Below are 18,861 nucleotides of genomic sequence, written 5' to 3'. Positions count from 1 at the left end.
TCTTTAAGAGATAGCAATTCCTATGCAGCCCATGGTTAACCTGGCGTTGCGCGCTGCGCGTAATGCTGGTCAGGATTTAGTTCGCCGCCTGGATCGTTTTGATGCTTCGCAAAGCAGCGATCAGGAAAAAGCCAAGTTTATTGCAGACTGCACTATCGGTCTGGAAAAAGGCATTATCTTCGAGCTGAAGAAATCCTTACCTGAACACAACTTCTATGGTCGTGAAACCGGTGACAACATCACCGATGAAAAACAGCCGACCTGGCAAGTATGTGTTATCGATGAAGTATCTAACTTCCGTGTGGGAATTCCGTCTTTTGCCATCATCATCAGCTGCCTGCAAAACGGCAAGACTGAACATGCCATCATGGTTAATCCGATGAATGGCGATGAATTCAGCGCATCACGTGGCCGTGGTACCCAGCTGAACAACCGCCGTATCCGCGCCAGCAATGTGAATACTCTGGAAGACAGCATCATCGGCTACACCCTACCACGCAGCAGCAACGAAGAAGCCTTCGATCAGCGTCAGCGCCTGCAAAGCCTGATGGTGAAAAGCTATGACCTGCGCAACATCGGTTCCAACGCTCTGTCGCTGGCTTACGTTGCCGCTGACCGTTTCCAGGGTGCACTGCTGAGCAATGTTGATGAGTTTGCATTAACGGCTGGCAGCCTGATTGCTTCAGAAGCCGGCTGCCTGTTAGCCGATGCCAGTGGTCAGCCACAACTGAAAGCACCTGCCAACCTGGTCGTGAGCAACCCTCGCCTGTTAAAAGCACTGGTTGCACTGAAGTAACACACGTTCACACAGCGCTACATAAGTATTGTGATTTCCCCCTTCCCTTCCGGTAAGCCGAACTATACTGAGTTCATTACCGGAGCGGGAGAACGTCATAATGCTGATATGGCAACAGCTGACATTGATTATGCAGTGGTACGCGGAGCCTCAGGGCTGTGATGAACTGGAACTTCACAAAGATCAGCAATAGCTGCTGAATCGCAAATACAAAAAAAGCCGCATTACCTGAGTAATGCGGCTTTTTTATTTTGTCTCGCAGATATTAACGAATCGCTGATACGTCTTCTGCCTGAGGGCCTTTCTGACCACGAACCACGGTAAACTTAACACGCTGACCTTCGGTTAAAGAGCGGTGACCCTGTCCACGAATCGAACGGAAGTGAACAAACACATCTTCGCCCTGATCCCAGGTGATAAAACCAAAACCTTTTTTAACGTTGAACCACTTAACCACACCACGCTCACGACCATCTTCCACGTCATTTTCAACAATGGTACCGCTACCACGGTAACGGCGACGACGTGCAGGAACCAACTGCGCAGATACCAGGCTGATAACAAAACCAGCTACCGCCAGAGTGACCAGTAAATCTGTCTGGCCATCAAATGCCTGTGGGAACACTGCCAGCATCAGTGCCGGCAAAACAGCAGCAAAGACCAATGCCACAATAATTTTACGAACAATCAATTTACCCATGTTTTCTCTCGTATCAATCGTTATTATCGTTTATCTCGACCTGTTTAACAGATTCGGTAGCAACAGTTATTCGCTGTAATATAGTGCGAAACAAGCCGGTGAGTTCTATAACAAGTCGGCTATGAAAGCCCAATTCATCAAAAAAATCAACACGATAGAACAAGGTTATAAAGTGGCAAACAAAGAAACTGATACAGCGCATATTCAGGATCAGCGCATCACTGAGCTGGAAACCCGGATTCTGTATCTCGAAGATACGATTGAAAGCCTGAACTCAGAAATGGCTGAAATATCGCAACAGTTCGCCCTGGCAAAAAATGCGCTGCAAATGATGCATAAAAAACTGGAACAAGTGAGTGGTAACTCAGATGTATTCCGCAACCCGGCTGACGAGCCACCACCACCGCACTACTAACCGCGCTATTAAAAAGTAAGAAGAAACCAGCGAGGTTTTCCAAAGCGGCTGCCGCCCTCTCCCCTTAAAGCGGTTGCCGCAATGTCCGTTTGCGGCAATCCACCATCATTATGATCGATACCGGAGCGCAAGGTTATAAAACCTGACGCTTACGAATCAGCACGCGAATTCCCCAACATAAAAGTGTGAACAATAGCGGCAGAATAAAGATGTTCAGGACTTTGAGTTGAGTGCCCAGCGCTTCAATATCTTTATCCAGCTCATGTTGCACCGCACGTAACTCTTTACGAATTTCGACTTTCTGTCGCTGGAAGTTTTCCAAAGCCAGTTGCTGTTCAGCGGATAACGTTAACACCTGGTCTGTGCCTTCTTTCTGCTGTTGCAATTGCTCCAGCTGAGCTTCGGTTTCCTGCAAACGTTGCTGCAGACGCTGCTCACTGACCAGAAAACGTTCTTCCGCCAGAACACGCAACTCTTCAACTTTTTCAAATGGTCGCGAATATTGGCCACGGGCTCTTAAGCTAATCAGATCCGGACTGCCAGACAACTGATCGATCAGGTTAACCACCATATTGCCATTATCAGCCCAGGGAGAAGCGATGCGCTGGCCAAAGAAATTCTGCACCTGAACCCACAAACGATCAGTCAACACATCGGTGTCAGCCACCAGCGTAACAGCCAGCTTATCGCTCTGCGGCAAATGGTTATCCGCTTTCACACCATCAACGCCGTCGGGGTAAACACTGCTTGCCTCACCGGAAACCCGGGTCGCGAGATTAAATGTCTCACCTGCGGACTCAAAACCACGCTGCAATTCAACCAGGTCAGCACCGAAGCGCAAACGATTAGCATCGGTTGACTGGGCGTCAGTTGACGAAAACAACCATGGCGTAAATTTGGTGGTTGCATCACCTTTGGCAACAAATGCCCCCACACTGCTAAGATTCAGACTTTCCAGCTCTGCCGTGGCAACGTTATTAGCATCAGTACTTTCAGCTCCTAACGACAATAACGCAAAATGACGAACTGGCGGACGGTTGCGCCCCTGGTTCACCACCAGCGCATTCGCCGCATCCAAAACTACCTGATCCGGATTCCAGGCAACTCCCCAGTTTTCCAGCAAAGGATCTAATGCTGTTGCAGATCCACCATCCGCAGCCGCCATTGGTCCTGCAGCAGCTGACTCAGCGACCGGATCAAGAAACGCCAGAATCCGCCCACCTCTCAGTGCAAACTGATCGATGGCATACAGAGCCTGATCGCTTAATTGAGGAGGCTGAATCAACAGCAATAAATCGACATCATCTGCAATAGCGTCAATATCTGCGGTTAATGAGCGCACCTCATATTGTTTATCCAACTGTTCAATCGCCATCCACGGCGGAGACGGACGACCACTGCGTGCATCAAAACCACCACGTACATCCAGACCAGACAACAGCGCAATCACCGGCGCACTGGATTGCTGCAGCTGATAAATTAACTGGGTTACTTCGTATTCCAGAAAGGCTTCTTTATCCGGCTGAAGGAATGGCAATACCGCACGACTGCCGTCCTGCGATGTTATCGCCAGACCAAAATACAATTCATCACCAAAGCCCGATACCGGAACAGCCTGAAGCCCCATTTCGGTCGCCAGGTCTTCTTGCTCAGAAAAAGGCTCCGGGTCAATCAGCGATAAACTTAATTGGCCATTCGAATGCAATACGTATTCTGCTAATAATTCCCGAACCTGTTGCGCATAGGCGCGCAGGGAAGTCAGATCTTCACTGGCCTGTTGCGAGAAAAACAGCTGCATTTCCAGCGGCTTTTCCATTTCCGCTAAAATCGCTTTACTGCCCGGCGACAGGGTAAACAAACCTTGCTCCGTCAGATCAAGGCGAGCACTGCCGCCCAGCTGATTGATTAAACCTGCCACCAATAAAAAAGCGGCAAACAACAGAATAAAAACGGAAGATTTTAATTTCATGGTGCCTCCTTATTGCGCCTTTTTAATGGTCAGAACCTGAGTCGTGGCAATTAACCACACCACAATCGTCAGCAGGAAAAACAGTACGTCACGTAAATCCACGACGCCACGGGAGAGTGCTTCAAAATGTGTCATAAAACTCAGACTGGCAACAAAATCAGTTAACGCTGATGAGCCAAAACCACGAAATACATCCAGCACCATCGGTAAACCGCTCAGCATCAGCAGAAAACACACCAGCACCGCAAGAATAAACGCAACAATCTGGTTGCGACTGAGCGCCGACATACAGGAACCCACCGCAATAAAAGCTCCGGCCATCAGCCAACTACCGAGATAACTGGTCAGAATCACACCATTATCGGGCGAGCCGAGATAATTCACTGTGATCCATAGTGGGAAGGTAAATACCAAAGCCATACCGGCAAACAGCCAGGCTGCCAGGAATTTTCCGGCGACCGCCTGCCATAAAGTAATTGGCAGTGTCATAAGTAATTCAATCGAGCCAAGCTGGCGCTCCTGCGACCATAACCCCATTGCAATAGCAGGCATAAAAAACAGAAACAACCAGGGATGAAAACCAAAGAACGGCAATAAATCCGCCTGTCCCCTGAGATAAAAATTGCCGAGATAAAAGGTGAATGCAGCGGACATCACCAGAAAAATCAAAATAAAAACATAGGCCACCGGCGTCGAAAAATAGGCGGCTAATTCACGCTTACAAATAGTCCAGGTATTCATTTCTCTCTCCTTATACCTGTGCCGTCGCATCAGCTTGTGTCAGGGAGCGGAAGACATCATCCAGTCGTCCGCGCTCTATATGTAACGAGTCCAATTGCCAACCCTGCTGCTCAATCAATGCTGAAACGGCCGGATACAATTGGGCGTTTTTGTCAGGGAACAACAAATAACTCAAACCTTGTTGTTGCTCATCCACTTCGACAACGCCTTTCAGTGCCGCAAAACGACCCGCAGCTTCGGTAACCGGTTGTTGAAAACGTAATGAGATAGCCTGGTGGTAACGCGAACGCGCTTCCAGCTCAGCGGGCGTACCATCAATGACCTTCTGACCGTTTGCAATAATCATTGCCCGCGAGCACACAGAAGTGACTTCTTCAAGAATATGGGTCGATACAATCACAATTTTGTCGTCCGACAAATTCTGAATCAGCTCCCGTACCTGTTGTTTCTGATTTGGATCCAAACCATCAGTGGGCTCATCAAGAATCAGAATGCGCGGGTCATGTATCAGGGTTTGTGCCAGACCAACACGGCGCTTATAACCCTTCGACAAAGTATGAATGGGTTGCGCCACAACATCTTTGAGATCCAGCTGTGCCACCACTCTGGCCACACGGCGTTTTAATTCAGCACCACTGAAGCCACGAATTTCGCCGATAAAGCGTAAAAATGCCAATACCGTCATATCACCGTATGCTGGCGCACCTTCAGGTAAATAGCCAATCATCGACTTTGCCTGAATGGGTTGTCGCTCAATATCATGACCAAAAATCGATACCGATCCGGAGGTGGGTTGTAAAAAACCGGTAATCATTTTCATCGTGGTCGACTTGCCAGCGCCATTCGGCCCTAAAAATCCCAGCACCTCACCTGGACTGACTTCAAACGACAAGCGATCAACAGCACAAAAACTGCCGAACTGCCTGGTTAACTGATCTGCTTTTATCATGTGTTTTGTTCCTTCCTTCACCTGCGACAAACCGGGGATCACACCGGTCATCGCCCTGTCACGGCTATGTCTATCATAAAGAAAGTCATTATTGGTGTGGATTGACATTTTTCGACATATTCACAAATGCTGCCACGAAAGCAGCCAGCCGTGAAAAATTGGCAAGTGATTGACCAATGGCAAGTTTTGACCGGCTATTTGACTCAGGATAGCGTTTTGATCCACACAGCCGCCAAGGTAAACTAGCGCCCGACCCGGCCCCTTGCCGGATCATCGAGTGTCATCTTAAGAGTGTTACCTATGAAGTTTATTAAAGCCCTGCGCCGCACCTTATATCGCTGGCAGCAGAAGTTGCTCTATGGGGTTATCAAAACCCATATCATTGGCCCGGATGTTAAAGAGTTTAATCTCGATCCGGACAAGCCTGTGGTCTATGCCTTATGGTCGCCATCCCATGCAGAGCAGCTGGTGATTGATCGCGAAGTCAGCCAGTTCGGCTGGAACAGCCCCTATGAAGATTTGTTAAATCGTCGACTGCCAGCTAAGCCCTTTTTCCATATTTACAAACGCACCGGGATTTTTCGTCGCCAGGGTTCACCCATTGTGGCCAAGCAGCTGATCAGCCAGGCTGAATGGCTTGCCGAAGACGAACAACGTGATATTCAGATTGTTCCGGTTCGTGTGATGTGGGGTCGTGCTCCCGATAAAGAAGGCTCCTTTCTGCGCATCTGGCTGCAGAACAGTGGTGCACTTGGCGGTCGCCTGGTGACCCTGATGGCGATTCTGCTGAATGGCCGCAATACCTTCGTTCATTTCTCCAAACCAATGTCACTGCGCGAGCTGTACGAAGCGGATAAAACTCCGGAAGTGCTGGCACGTAAAGTGTCACGAATTCTGCGAGTACATAATCGTCAGGTCTCCGCCTCGGTACTTGGCCCGGATTTATCCCACCGCCGTACGCTGGTGCACCAGATTCCCCGTAAACCCATGGTGCTGAAAGCCATTCAGGAAGAAGTGGAAAACAAAGGCACCAGTAAAGTAAAAGCGCAGCAGCAAGCGTACAAATACGCCGATGAAATTGCTTCGAATATTTCTTACACCAATGTGCGTTTCCTCGACCTGGTGTTAACCTGGGTATGGAACAAGATTTACAACGGTGTAAATCTGCACAACATCGAGCACCTGAAAGAAATCAGCAAAGATAACGAAATCATTTATGTGCCGTGTCACCGCAGCCATATTGATTATCTGTTGTTGTCTTATGTGCTATATCACCATGGCTTACAACTGCCGCAGATTGCAGCGGGCATTAACCTTAATATGCCGGTTGTCGGACCAATTTTACGTCGTGGTGGTGCGTTCTTTATGCGTCGTACGTTCCGCGATAACAAACTTTATGCCGCCGTATTTGATGAATACCTGCATTCGGTATTTACCCATGGTTATTCGGCAGAATATTTTGTTGAAGGTGGACGTAGTCGTACCGGCCGTACGCTGAGTCCTAAAGCCGGCATGCTGGCCATGACTTTACGCAGCTATCTGCGGGATTCTAAAAAGCCGATTATTTTTATGCCGGTTTATACCGGTTACGAAAAAGTATTCGAAGCCAGCAGTTACCTTGGCGAATTGCGCGGCAAAAAGAAAAAGAAAGAAAGCCTGCTGGGTGTGTTTGGCACTCTGAAGTCGTTTAAAAATTCTTTCGGTAAAGTGCATGTAACCTTCGGCAAACCGATTTATCTGACGGAATTCCTCGATCAACAAAAACCGGGCTGGCAGCAACTGGATTTCAGCGATTGTGATTATCGCCCAGACTGGGCACCGACTGTCGTCAACACACTGGCAAATCAGGTTGTTACCGAAATCAATCGCGCGGCTTCAATCAACCCGATTAACCTTATTGCGTTGAGCATTCTATCAGCACCACGCCAGGCAATGGATGAGCAATTACTGGTGCGTCAGATGGAGTCCTATCGCGACCTGATTGAGCAAACGCCATACAGCACATTAACAGCACTTCCTCCTGGAGATGGCAAAGACTGGCTGGCATACTCAGAAGAACTCGGGGTATTTTCGCGCAGCAAACACCCAATGGGTGACCTGATTCAAACCGACGATCGCCAGGCCGTTACCCTGACCTATTACCGCAACAACGTATTACACCTGTTTGCCCTACCATCTCTGATCGCCTGCCTGTTTGTTAACAACCAGCGCTACACCCGTGATCAGGTGGTGCAGATGGTTAAGCAGGCCTATCCATTCCTGCAGGCAGAATTGTTCCTGCACTGGGATATCAACGAGCTGGATAGCGAAGTTAATAACTGGCTGGATGCGCTGGTGAACAAAGGCTACCTCCATGAGAATGAGGCAGGCTTCCATGCAACACCTGCCAGCAGCAATGAGTTTGCGATGTTACGCGGCCTGGCCGACAACGTGATGCAAACACTGGAACGTTATTTCCTGACGCTGAGTTTGCTTAACCGCCGCGGGTCAGGCCAGCTCAATGCTAAAGAAGCAGAAGAACAAAGTACGCTGTTGGCACAACGCATCAGCTTGCTGTACGGCATTAATGCTCCGGAGTTTTTCGATAAGGCCTTGTTCCGTACCCTGATTCAGCAATTACTGCAAAAAGGTCTGCTGACTAAAGATGATAACGACAGCCTGTGTTTTGATGACTCCATCAACGGTCTGACGCAATCATTGCAGGATATTCTTGACGGTGAACTACGTCAGAGTATTTTGCGCAGCCTTGAAGCAGATCTGGAAACAGAACAGGAAGACGCTCAGGACTAACTGGACAATCAGCAATAAAAAAGCCCGCAGCTTAAACTGCCCAACTTATGGGTCACAGTTCAAAATGCGGACTTTTTTATGCGTGTCTTATGGCTTATTCCAGCGGCGCGACTTTGGCTTTAACGTAGACGTCAAATCGATTGGCTTTGCCAACCAGGGCATAAGTTGGTTCAACATCCGCTAACGGCCTGGCTTTGCGGGCGCGTTTAACAACGACACGACAACGAGCACAAGCCGTCGCCCGGCTTAGCAGATCATCAGCATCAGTATCCTGACCAACCACCTGGCGGAATGCCTGCATGTCTTTTTTTACCTGGGCCTTATTCTTCTCATCGTGCTCGAACATTGGGTCCAGATAAACCACGTCAACCATATCGCTAATATCTGATGCAGGTTTCAGCAGTTCATGACTGGTGCCATGATGCAAAGATATGCGCTCAATAATATCGCTGATTTCGGAATCGTTGGCTCCTCGATTCAGTCCATCGGCCAACAACGCTGCAATCACCGGCTGCCGCTCAAAAGCCGTGACTTCACATCCCAGGGTTGCCAGGACAAAACTGTCACGACCAAGGCCCGCCGTTGCATCGATAACGCTGGGCTTATAAACCGTTACGCCAATCGCCTTGGCAATATCCTGCCCCTGGCCACCACCAAACTTTCTTCGATGGGCAACCGCCCCCTGTGAAAAATCGACCTGCACCTGAGTACGTTTTTTCCCGGGCTTAACACCACCCTGCTGCAGACTCAAACCAGTAAAGTCGAGACACAGATGAAAGCCATCACTTTGTAACAACGATTTCGGCGCCAGCGTCAAAGCAAAACGCTGGCATAGTGCCAGCGCTTCGTCTTTTAATGCATTGTCCAGACAGATCAATTCAGCCATAGATAACGATCAGATAAAGAAAAGTAATAAAATCCCGCCCAGAATCAGACGATAAATCACAAATGGCATCATGCCGATTTTGTTAATAAAGGCGAGGAAGTAATAGATACAAACCCAGGCGCTGATCGCAGATAAGCCTGCCCCAAGAGCCAAGGATGTCCAATCCACCGGCAATAATGAATTTGCCAGTTCCAGTGTTTTTAAGCCGCCCGCCGCCAGAATCAAAGGAATAGACAATAAAAATGAGAAGCGCGCCGCTTCAACCCGATGTAAGCCAACCAATAAAGCCGCTGTAATAGTAATACCCGAACGGGAAGTACCGGGAATTAAAGCCAATGCCTGCGCAAGACCAATAATCAGGGCCATCATCAACGTCATATGAGTCAGAGTGATGCCATCTTTGCGGCTTTTATCAGCAAAGCCCAGCAACAAACCAAAACCGATGGTTGCAGCGGCAATTACCGCCGTTGAACGCAGATTTGCTTCAATCCAGTCATCCAGTAATAACCCGGCCAGGCCAGCAGGAATGGTTGCAACAACCACATACCAGGCAAGTTTCGCTTCAGTATTCGGAGTTGGCGTAAATCCGGTTTTCATCCAGTTCAGTGCCAGTACTTCAATATCACGACGGAAATACAAAATGACCGCCGCCAGAGTGCCGACATGAACGGCAACATCAAATGCCAGCCCCTGATCATCCCAACCGAACATACGCGACGGTAAAATCAGATGAGCCGAGCTGGAAATAGGTAAAAATTCGGTGAGTCCCTGCAATAGTGCCAGAACGATAATTTCAATCAGATCCACAGTTGTTCCCTAACAGGCGTGAGCCCTTAACGTTTTAATAAACTTGGTTGTTCGTCGAGTTTTTTCCAGGCAACGGAATCACGCAAATAGACCGGTGCATGTTGCTCTTCATTGCCAAACTGACCCTTGTCCCAGGCATCAGCTACCAGCGATGTCATATATTCGGTTTTGGGTAAAACATCGGCAAAACTTCTCTCATCCGGAAACTGCCCTTCTAATGCCTCAAGCGTGAGCCCGTCTCCGGCAAATACCCCATTAAATTCAGCCAGTTGCTCAATGCAACGGTCAGGAGTAGCCACTTGCTCCTGGCCCTGAAGTGTCACCAGGCCATTTTCCTGCAACCGGAAAATCCCCCAAAACACTTCCCCCATATGAGCATCCATAATGGCCGCAATTTCCTGCCCTGGATTCAATGCATGCTGCTGAACCAACTGTTGGGCAATCGCCTGAAGCGATGACACACCATAAACCGGCAGATTTAATGCCAGAGCAATGCCTTGCATAACCGAAGCTGCGATACGAATGCCGGTAAAAGAGCCTGGACCACGACCATAAGCAATACCATTGAGCTCAGATTTATTAACCGCAGCGGCTTTGAGAATTTCATCAACCATCGGCAATAAACGCTGAGCATGTCTGCGTGGCTGATCTTCACATAAATGGTGTGCTTGCCCGGAACTTAACAAAGATACCGAACACAAACTGGAAGAGGCATCCAGAATCAGAATGTTTGTCATAACTAAGGCAGTCTCAGGTGTAAAAAGCGGCGCGATTATATCATAGCGACTCATACGCGGTGACAGGAAGTTGTTAACTGGCAGGCATAAAAAAACCCGGCGAGCCGGGTTTTTTTTATAACGGATGCTATTACTTAGCTGCCGCTTTTGGTGGACGACCACGACGCTTAGGAGCTGCGTCTTTAGCTGGTGCAGCTGCAGCAGCTTTAGGTGGACGACCGCGACGCTTAGGGGCCGCATCTTTTGCAGGAGCTGCAGCCTTAGCTTTAGCTGGACGACCACGACGCTTTGGAGCTGCTTCTTTTGCTGGTGCAGCTTCAGCAGCCTTTGGCGGACGACCACGACGCTTAGGAGCCGCATCTTTTGCAGGAGCCGCAGCTGCTGCTTTTGGTGGACGACCACGACGCTTAGGAGCTGCGTCTTTAGCTGCAGCTGGCTTAGCTTTCGCTGGACGGCCTGGCTTTGCTTTTGGCTTAGCTGCTTTTTCCGCTGCTGCCGCTTTGGCTTTCAGCTTTTTAGCCGCTGTTTTAGCTTTTGCATCTTCTTTCTTAGCGCGAGCTTTTACTTTTGCAGCATCTTGCTTAGCACGTGCTTTACGCCATTTCTTCTCGAAATCCGCAACGGCTTTAGCCAGATCTGCATCTGCTTTAGCAGCCAGAGACGCTTCGAATGCTGCCGCCGCTTCTTTTGCAGCTGCCGCTGTTGCTTCAGCTTTCGCTTCAATTTCAGCAACTTTCAGCGCAGTGTTAGCTTCACGCAGTGCCGCTTTAACAGTTTGCAGTTTTGCTTTTTCAGCTTTTACTTTTGCATTTGCAGAAGTTGCTGCACGTTTTGCCGCAGCAGTTGCTTTAGCAGCAGTTGCTTTGGTTTTCGCTGCAGCAGCTTTCTTTTCAGCCGCTTCTACTTTGGTTTGTTGAGCTGCAACCGCTTTAGTTGCTTTTTCAACAGCCTTAGTGGCCGCTACAACTGCTTTTGGCAAAGCTGGTGCTTCAGCTTTTTTTGCAGCTGGCTTACGTCCGCGTTTCGCAGGAGCTTTCTTTGGTCGTGCCATGGTTAGTCCTCGATTTATTTTGCCTGATCAGAAATCGTAGTAGGTACAGTAATCAGCTGTACAATAACTATTCGAAGCAATAATAGTATTTTTATTTTGAAAAACCAAAAAAATATGATCAAAAAACGTATATTTTGCCCGTTTTTATAAAAATATTGCCTCATTTCCATAAATAGCCGATGTAGCCGGTAAAGATATGGCGTAAAAAAACAATATTCCTTTCATTACCCTGAGTTGTTGCGATTGCACTCAATGACAGAAATAACCGTTGTTGTTTTTTAATATTCTGACGATATATCAATGCCAGCAGACGCTTTGGCTATTCTGCGAACCGGGCAAGCCAGCCAGACTAAACACTGATTAAGTAATTATTCATGAACTCCAAAAAACTGACAGCTAACGAATAATATCCGAAGCAACATTCGGATAATCGTCGTATTGGTTGTTACCTCGTAATTATACTTACACCTTCTTACGGTGAAGTGCCGTTATCTATATGAAATCTTTTACACATTTTTGTGATATCGGATTCAGACCTGAGCGATCAGATGAATGATAAAGATTTGCTGATGACTGCCAATGAAGGAAACTCCAAAGCAAAAAAAAGGGCCATAAAGGCCCTTTTTTAAACACATGTATGAATTTAGCTTAACGCTGCCATCACAGATGCAGTAATTTCTTCCAGCGAACCCACACCAGGTACGTGGCTGTATTTCGGAGCTGCATCGCCTTTTTCCGCCTGCAGATCTTTATAGAAGCTAACCAGTGGTGCTGTTTGCTCGTGGTAGATAGACAGACGCTTACGGATCGTCTCTTCCTGATCATCATCACGCTGGATCAGTTCTTCACCGGTTTCATCATCTTTACCTTCCACTTTTGGTGGATTGTAAACAACATGGTATACACGGCCAGAACCTGGGTGAACACGACGACCACCAAGACGCTTAACAATTTCTTCGTCAGCAACATCAATTTCCAGCACAGCGTCGATATCAACACCCGCATCTAATAATGCCTGAGCCTGTGGAATGGTGCGTGGGAAACCATCAAACAGGAAACCATTGCCGCAATCGTCCTGCTGAATACGATCTTTTACCAGGTCGATAATAATTTCATCAGATACCAGGCCACCGGTTTCCATGATTTCTTTTACTTTCAGACCTAATTCACTGCCTGCCTTTACAGCAGCACGCAGCATATCGCCGGTTGAAATCTGTGGGATTTCAAACTTTTCACAAATGAACTGTGCCTGAGTACCTTTACCAGCACCTGGCGCACCCAACAGAATTACGCGCATGCGCAAACTCCTTAATGGTTAATTAAAAAACTGGGCAAACTGGCACAAATTGTTCAAATTTTAGCCAGAAGCAGAGAAAAATTGGCCTAACCTTACCGCTAGCAAGGTTCTTGCTCAAGTCATTGTGGAAAAAAAGCCGGGAAAGTACTCCCCGACTTTGGTAGTTATACCAATTCGGGGAGAAATGCTGTTCTGAACAGCTAGCCGGTATTACGCATACCAGCAGCAATCCCTGCCATGGTGACCTTAAGTGCCTGCTCAACCTGAGTATTCGAGCTATCGCCGGATTCCCGATCGCGATACAGCAACTCTGCCTGTAAATAGTGCAATGGATCGGTATACGGGTTACGAATGCTCATGGAATGATCCAGCAGGCGATTATTTTCCAGCAGGATCTGCTGTTCCTTAATCTGCAGCACCAGATCACGCATATCTTCCAGGCGCGCCCTTAATACGCTGCCTAAAGGTTGTAATTCCTGCTCAACCAGACGGCGCTCATAATATTGCGCCAATCCGCTATCCGCTTTCGAAACCACCATCTCAAGCATTTCGATATACGTGCGGAAAAATGGCCACTGTTGATACATCTGCCGCAGCAATGACAGTTTTTCTTCCTTTATATGCTGTTGCAGAGATTCGTCAGCTCCCAGCCAGGCAGGTAACATTAAACGCATTTGCGTCCAGGCAAAAATCCAGGGAATCGCTCGCAGTGTTTCAATTCCACCGCCGGATTTTCTCCGTGCCGGACGACTGCCTAAAGCCAGCTTTCCGAGTTCCTGCTCAGGAGTGGCCGCACGGAAGTAACGAACAAAATCCGTTGTATCACGAACCATAGCGCGATAAGAGTTAACACCGGATTGTGCCAGAGACTCCATCACCTCTCGCCATTCTGGTTTTGCACTTTCCGGAGGCAATAAATTCGCTTCCAGCACAGAGGACACATATATTTTAAGGTTGCGCAGTGCCAGAGTCGGCATGCCGTATTTAAAGCGAATCATTTCGCCTTGCTCGGTTACCCGCAGGCCACCTTCAACAGACCCTGGCGGCTGAGCCAGAATAGCGCCATGTGCAGGACCACCGCCGCGCCCAACCGTACCACCACGGCCATGGAATAAACGCAGACGAATATTTTTATCATTGGCCACTGCAGAGAGTCGTTCCTGAGCACGGTACTGAGCCCAAACCGCCGCTAACTGACCAGCATCCTTTGACGAATCAGAATAACCAATCATCACTTGCTGATGACCCTGGCAATATTCCTGATACCAATCCACTGACCAGAGTTTTTCCATCCGCGGAGCCGATTGTTCTAAATCATCCAGCGTTTCAAATAATGGCACGATGGGTAAATGATCACGCACATCACATGCCTGCAATAATAAAGCAACGGCAAGCATATCGGATGGTTCACTGGCCATAGAAATAATGTAGCAAGACACCCCTTCGCCGACATCAGAAGCAATCACCTTCATGGTGTCTAACACTTCCTGTACTTCAGCATCCGGTTGCCAGCGAGTTGGAATAATCGGCCGTTTTGATTTCAGCTCTTTTAATAAGAATTCCTGTTTCTGCGATTCCGGCCAACTGTGATAATCCCCCCAGCCATAAAATTCGCACAACGCCTGAATCGCATTGGCATGACGTGTGGATTCCTGACGCACGTCCAGACGCACCATCGATAATCCAAAACAGGCAACACGACGCAAGGTATCTAATAACAAACCATTGGCGACGGTATCCATTCCCCGATCAATCAAGCTGTTATAACAAAGCATCAGTGGTTGTAATAATTCATCCTGTGACATCAACGGGCGAATATCACAGTCTTTTCCTTTAGCTTTGGCGGCGGCCCAAACACGGGTTGCTTCTAATTTATCGCGTAAATCATGAATACAGGCGCGATAAGGCTCGTGTACCGGATACGCCTGACGCATTTCCGCCGAGGCTGCGGTCATTGACAGCTGCATGCCGAGTTTCTCAATATCGCGCAGATATAAATCTGCTGCCATCCAGCGGGCTAAATATAAAACCTCCCGGGTAATATCTGCCGTTACATTCGGATTACCATCACGATCTCCCCCCATCCAGGAAGAAAAACGCACCGGTGCCGCAGTCAAAGGTAATGCTCCGGCGCCACGGGAACGTAATTCGTTATCTAGCTGACGTAAAAGTTGCGGCACAGCCTGCCACAGTGAGTTTTCAACAACGGCAAAACCCCATTTGGCTTCATCAACCGGAGACGGTCTTGTCTGACGAATTTCATCGGTTTGCCAAATTTCTTCCACCAGCGAGGCAATACGTTTTTCAATATCTTCCAGCTGAGGGTGACCATCGCGTAAGTCATCGCGCTGTTGCAATAACTGAGCAATTAAATCGTATTTCTGAATTAATGTACGGCGGGTCACTTCGGTCGGATGAGCGGTTAAAACCAACTCAATATTTACATCAGCGACTTTTTGGCTGAGATCCAGACCATCAATGCCTTTTTCCTGCAGACGGTCTAACAGACCATTGAACAGTAAATCGACATCATCCTGCAGAAAGTCGCCGCGACGCCAACTGGCAGAATGTTGCTGCTCAGCAATATTGGCCAGGTTTAAAAACTGGTTAAACCCACGAACAACTGGTACCAGAGCATCGTCTGGCATAGTCTTTAACAAAGCTAACAATCGATCCCGGTCAGTCTCATCGCCGGCCCGAGCCGTTTTTGCCTGCTGACGAATGTCTTCAATCCGTGTCAGCATCTCTTCACCGTGCTGAGCTGCAATTGCCTGTCCCAGCACGTTACCTAACAAACGTACTTTATCGCGTAATAAACCATTCAACTCGGACATTTCCACACTCCGTTAAGTAAGAGACTTACAATTACAATCACACCCCATGCCAGAGCTGTCAACATAAGCATCTTTGTATGATTCCGTGAAACAGATCCCAATAATATGCGAACACAATCTACGATTTGATGATCCTACATCAGTAAAATTCCATATACTGTATCAACTTATAGATTAATCTGAAATGTGGGATCGATTATTATGCTGTTAAACCGAACACTGCTGGCATTACTGACTTGGTGTGCCGTCTCTTCTTCCAACACCCTATCGCTAGAGCTTCCATTTTATATTGCCGGCGAAACACATAGATTAATTCTCGATGAGAACAGCCAGTATCCTGCCAGCGATAATGGTAGCCGCCATTACAAAGGTTATGTCTCGGGTTTTGATAATAGCTGGGTTCGGCTGTCATCTTTTAATAACAGCTGGAGCGGCATCACATCGTTTAATAATCAAATGCACTTTATTGAGCAACATGCCGCACCGTCAGAACAAACCCTCAGTGCTTTCCCTTTCAGCTCGCTGACCTCTGCCGCAACCTGTGGTAACGATCAGCACAATCATCAAATACACTACAGCAACAGCAGCGCCAACCCCAGCCACCCGGCATTATTTATTGCCAAAGAGTTGGCTCAGCCTTTTACTAATCAGTGTAATAATTTAGTCGATGGTGTCTGTGTCTATGCCGATCTTGAATTGGTATTTGATCAGGAATATCAAAGCGCACTGAGTGGCCGGGATCTGCAAGGCTCTACCGACAGTCTGATGAATATGGTCGAAGGTTATTATCTCAACCAGTTTAATATCGCTTTTAATCAGATTAACAGTGTGTTCCTGACCAATGAAACCGATATATATACCAGCTCAACGGATGCTAACACGGTATTAACCGATTTATTTTCGCGCAGTTGTGAGCAACGATTTGGCGCTACGGTGTGCCGCAACAACTTCGGGAATTATGACGGCCGAAATCAAACGCCAACCAATTTTCTAAAAGAAAACAATTCAATTGTTCACTTGATCACCGGTAAAGACTTCATTGGCAGCACCACAGGCGTAGCATTTGCTAGTCCTTCGACCTACTGCAGTGCGTTTACCGTGGGTACCAGTCAATTATCGCGTGACTTTGGTGGTGTAATCAGCCTCCCTTTTACCGCTGCAACCATTGCCCATGAGATTGGCCATAATTTTGAATCCGGACACGACGGTGACGGCAACAGCTGTGCTTCCACTGGTTTTGTTATGAACGCGATTATTGGTACCCTGCCGAAACGTTTTTCCAGTTGCTCAGAGGAAGTAATCACACAAACCCTGTCTTCTCATTTCAGTGATTCATGTACAACAGCTCCAATTGATATGACCATTCAATCACAGGCCTTTTCAGGCAGCGCCAGTATTGGACAGAACCTGACGATTACAAACGCTTTTACTGCCCGTAACACCGAAACAGGGTTCAGAACCAGCGGCAATATTGAATTAACTCTGGTGGCAACGGGCGCCGCATTTAATGCTGTTAGCCTGGCAGGCAATGCCTGCAGTATTCAGCCAGATAGCCGCCAGGCTACCTGCAGCTTCCCGGTTACCGCCACAACGGCACAAAATATTGCTGTCACTCTGACACCAACAGCCTCCAACGTCACAGTAACAGCAACCGATCAAAGCAATAATTTATTTCGTGATGCTGATCGCTCCAACAGCAATGCGGTATTGAATTTCAGTGCCTCCGATGGCGGCAATACTTTTGTGATTAATGCCGATAATATCGCGCTGACAAATAATCCAAGGCCACTGGTTAGGGGTTCGACTAACCTCAACAACAATGGTAATAACATTCAGGTTATAAACGATAATACCACCCTGTGTACCTCACCCATTGCCAATGATGGCAGCTGGGGTTGCATACCTTCAGAAAATCTTGGTGAAGGCAGCAATACACTTACCATCCGCGATATCCTGGGCATCGTTACCCGTGACATTACAGCCATCATTGATACAACAACACCTGTATTAACCGCCAGTAATATTACAACCAGCTCGGTACGACCGGCTTTGTCAGGCACAACCGATCTAACAGCCAACGGCGGTGAGATACGCGTCTTAATGAATAACACCACACTTTGTGCAACCGCTACGATTAGCAACAATCGCTGGAATTGCACATCGACACAAACATTGCCACATGGCACTCATACCCTTGCAGCCCGTGCACAAGATCTGGCAGGTAATGTGAGTGTGGCTTCTTTTACGGTCGCCATTAAGGCTGCGGATAACAATACTGGTGGTGATGGAGATTCAGGTAACGGTGATAACTCTGGTAATGGAAATGCTTCCAGTGGTGGGGGAGGTGGTGGCCATTTCAACTGGTTTATCACTTTATTGTTATCAGTGTTCATGATCAGGAGCCGACGCCGATGAAAAACAACTATTTAATGCTGATTTTAAGCATGACAGCCGGTTGTAGCTGGCTGGCACCATCACCTGCTCAGGTGCCCGAACATTATACGATGCGTGTCACACAAGAGTGTTTTTGCCACCAACAATTTACCGGGCCTTTTGATATCGAAGTCCGGAATGGAGCCCCTTACCGTGCTGTACATAGCAACAGCGGCAAAGCTATTCCACTATCCTGGATTGGTGATGAAGTGCCGGATTTAGCCGTCATTATGCGTCGGATACAGCAAGCTCAGACACAAGCGGCACATCGGTTGGAGATCAACTGGTCAGATGAGGCTGGCATCCCAAGTGATGTCTACATTGATGTCTCTGAAATGGTCGCTGATGACGAGGTGACGTACCAGATCGACAATTTCAAGCGGCTTTAAGTCAGATAAAAAGACAATAAAAAACGCCGTTATTTTTCAATAACAGCGTTTTTTATTGTCGACCTGT

The 18,861-nt window shown here is 47.9% G+C and carries 15 protein-coding genes; 5 read left to right on the top strand and 10 right to left on the bottom strand.

All coding sequences use genetic code 11. From position 1 onward, the window contains the following. Nucleotides 1-22: 22 nt before the first annotated feature. On the top strand, nucleotides 23-796 hold the full coding sequence (locus tag ACOQOZ_RS19850; RefSeq protein ID WP_420589890.1) for an inositol monophosphatase family protein: 774 nt from the start codon (nucleotides 23-25) through the stop codon (nucleotides 794-796). A gap of 265 nt (nucleotides 797-1,061) precedes the next feature. Here the strand turns inward: ACOQOZ_RS19850 and ACOQOZ_RS19845 are convergent, their stop codons facing one another. Next, complete coding sequence (locus ACOQOZ_RS19845; protein WP_420589889.1) at nucleotides 1,062-1,496, bottom strand: cold-shock protein; 435 nt, start codon at nucleotides 1,494-1,496, stop codon at nucleotides 1,062-1,064. 121 nt (nucleotides 1,497-1,617) lie between these two features. Between ACOQOZ_RS19845 and ACOQOZ_RS19840 the strand changes: the two genes are divergently transcribed. After that, entirely contained in the window at nucleotides 1,618-1,911 is a 294-nt protein-coding gene (locus ACOQOZ_RS19840; protein WP_420589888.1) for a SlyX family protein, read from the top strand. 133 nt (nucleotides 1,912-2,044) lie between these two features. Here the strand turns inward: ACOQOZ_RS19840 and ACOQOZ_RS19835 are convergent, their stop codons facing one another. Genes ACOQOZ_RS19835 through ACOQOZ_RS19825 form a run of 3 tightly spaced genes read right to left on the bottom strand, consistent with a single transcriptional unit; the run spans nucleotide 2,045 to nucleotide 5,570 of the window. Then, on the bottom strand, nucleotides 2,045-3,880 hold the full coding sequence (locus ACOQOZ_RS19835; protein ID WP_420589887.1) for a Gldg family protein: 1,836 nt from the start codon (nucleotides 3,878-3,880) through the stop codon (nucleotides 2,045-2,047). A gap of 9 nt (nucleotides 3,881-3,889) precedes the next feature. Continuing rightward, nucleotides 3,890-4,621 carry an ABC transporter permease subunit gene (locus ACOQOZ_RS19830; RefSeq protein ID WP_420589886.1) on the bottom strand — a complete coding sequence of 244 codons (732 nt, stop codon included), beginning with the start codon at nucleotides 4,619-4,621 and terminating at the stop codon, nucleotides 3,890-3,892. 10 nt (nucleotides 4,622-4,631) lie between these two features. Next, complete coding sequence (locus tag ACOQOZ_RS19825; RefSeq protein ID WP_420589885.1) at nucleotides 4,632-5,570, bottom strand: ABC transporter ATP-binding protein; 939 nt, start codon at nucleotides 5,568-5,570, stop codon at nucleotides 4,632-4,634. A gap of 300 nt (nucleotides 5,571-5,870) precedes the next feature. Here ACOQOZ_RS19825 and plsB point away from each other — a divergent pair, with 300 nt between their 5' ends. Next, entirely contained in the window at nucleotides 5,871-8,360 is a 2,490-nt protein-coding gene (plsB, locus tag ACOQOZ_RS19820) for a glycerol-3-phosphate 1-O-acyltransferase PlsB (protein ID WP_420589884.1), read from the top strand. Nucleotides 8,361-8,454: 94 nt separating this feature from the next. Here plsB and ACOQOZ_RS19815 read toward each other — a convergent pair whose 3' ends face one another. The 6 genes from ACOQOZ_RS19815 to ppc form a co-directional block, all read right to left on the bottom strand. Beyond that, a complete protein-coding gene (locus tag ACOQOZ_RS19815) occupies nucleotides 8,455-9,246 on the bottom strand; it encodes a class I SAM-dependent methyltransferase (RefSeq protein WP_420589883.1) in 792 nt (263 codons plus the stop codon). 9 nt (nucleotides 9,247-9,255) lie between these two features. Beyond that, nucleotides 9,256-10,053 carry an undecaprenyl-diphosphate phosphatase gene (locus tag ACOQOZ_RS19810; protein WP_420589882.1) on the bottom strand — a complete coding sequence of 266 codons (798 nt, stop codon included), beginning with the start codon at nucleotides 10,051-10,053 and terminating at the stop codon, nucleotides 9,256-9,258. A gap of 26 nt (nucleotides 10,054-10,079) precedes the next feature. After that, complete coding sequence (gene tsaB / locus ACOQOZ_RS19805; RefSeq protein WP_420589881.1) at nucleotides 10,080-10,790, bottom strand: tRNA (adenosine(37)-N6)-threonylcarbamoyltransferase complex dimerization subunit type 1 TsaB; 711 nt, start codon at nucleotides 10,788-10,790, stop codon at nucleotides 10,080-10,082. Between the two features lie 130 nt (nucleotides 10,791-10,920). Next, nucleotides 10,921-11,841, bottom strand: coding sequence for a hypothetical protein (locus tag ACOQOZ_RS19800; RefSeq protein WP_420589880.1), 921 nt, complete (start codon nucleotides 11,839-11,841; stop codon nucleotides 10,921-10,923). Between the two features lie 643 nt (nucleotides 11,842-12,484). Beyond that, the gene (gene adk, locus ACOQOZ_RS19795) at nucleotides 12,485-13,138 is read right to left on the bottom strand and encodes an adenylate kinase (protein WP_420589879.1); all 654 of its coding nucleotides are present in this window, start codon (nucleotides 13,136-13,138) and stop codon (nucleotides 12,485-12,487) included. A gap of 200 nt (nucleotides 13,139-13,338) precedes the next feature. Then, nucleotides 13,339-15,972: a phosphoenolpyruvate carboxylase gene (gene ppc, locus ACOQOZ_RS19790; RefSeq protein WP_420589878.1), complete on the bottom strand. Its 2,634-nt coding sequence runs from the start codon at nucleotides 15,970-15,972 to the stop codon at nucleotides 13,339-13,341. A 201-nt stretch (nucleotides 15,973-16,173) separates the two neighbouring features. On the opposite strand from ppc, the gene ACOQOZ_RS19785 reads away from it, so the two are divergent. Together ACOQOZ_RS19785 and ACOQOZ_RS19780 are read left to right on the top strand one after the other, a co-directional pair. Further along, nucleotides 16,174-18,387, top strand: coding sequence for a M12 family metallo-peptidase (locus ACOQOZ_RS19785; protein WP_420589877.1), 2,214 nt, complete (start codon nucleotides 16,174-16,176; stop codon nucleotides 18,385-18,387). Beyond that, nucleotides 18,384-18,794: a DUF6174 domain-containing protein gene (locus ACOQOZ_RS19780; protein WP_420589876.1), complete on the top strand. Its 411-nt coding sequence runs from the start codon at nucleotides 18,384-18,386 to the stop codon at nucleotides 18,792-18,794. Before ACOQOZ_RS19785 ends, ACOQOZ_RS19780 begins: the two co-directional genes overlap by 4 nt. Nucleotides 18,795-18,861 lie beyond the last annotated feature (67 nt).

This window comes from Bacterioplanoides sp., assembly GCF_965219715.1.
GTDB lineage: Bacteria > Pseudomonadota > Gammaproteobacteria > Pseudomonadales > Oceanobacteraceae > Bacterioplanoides.
This window is presented reverse-complemented; position numbering and strand designations above follow the sequence as displayed.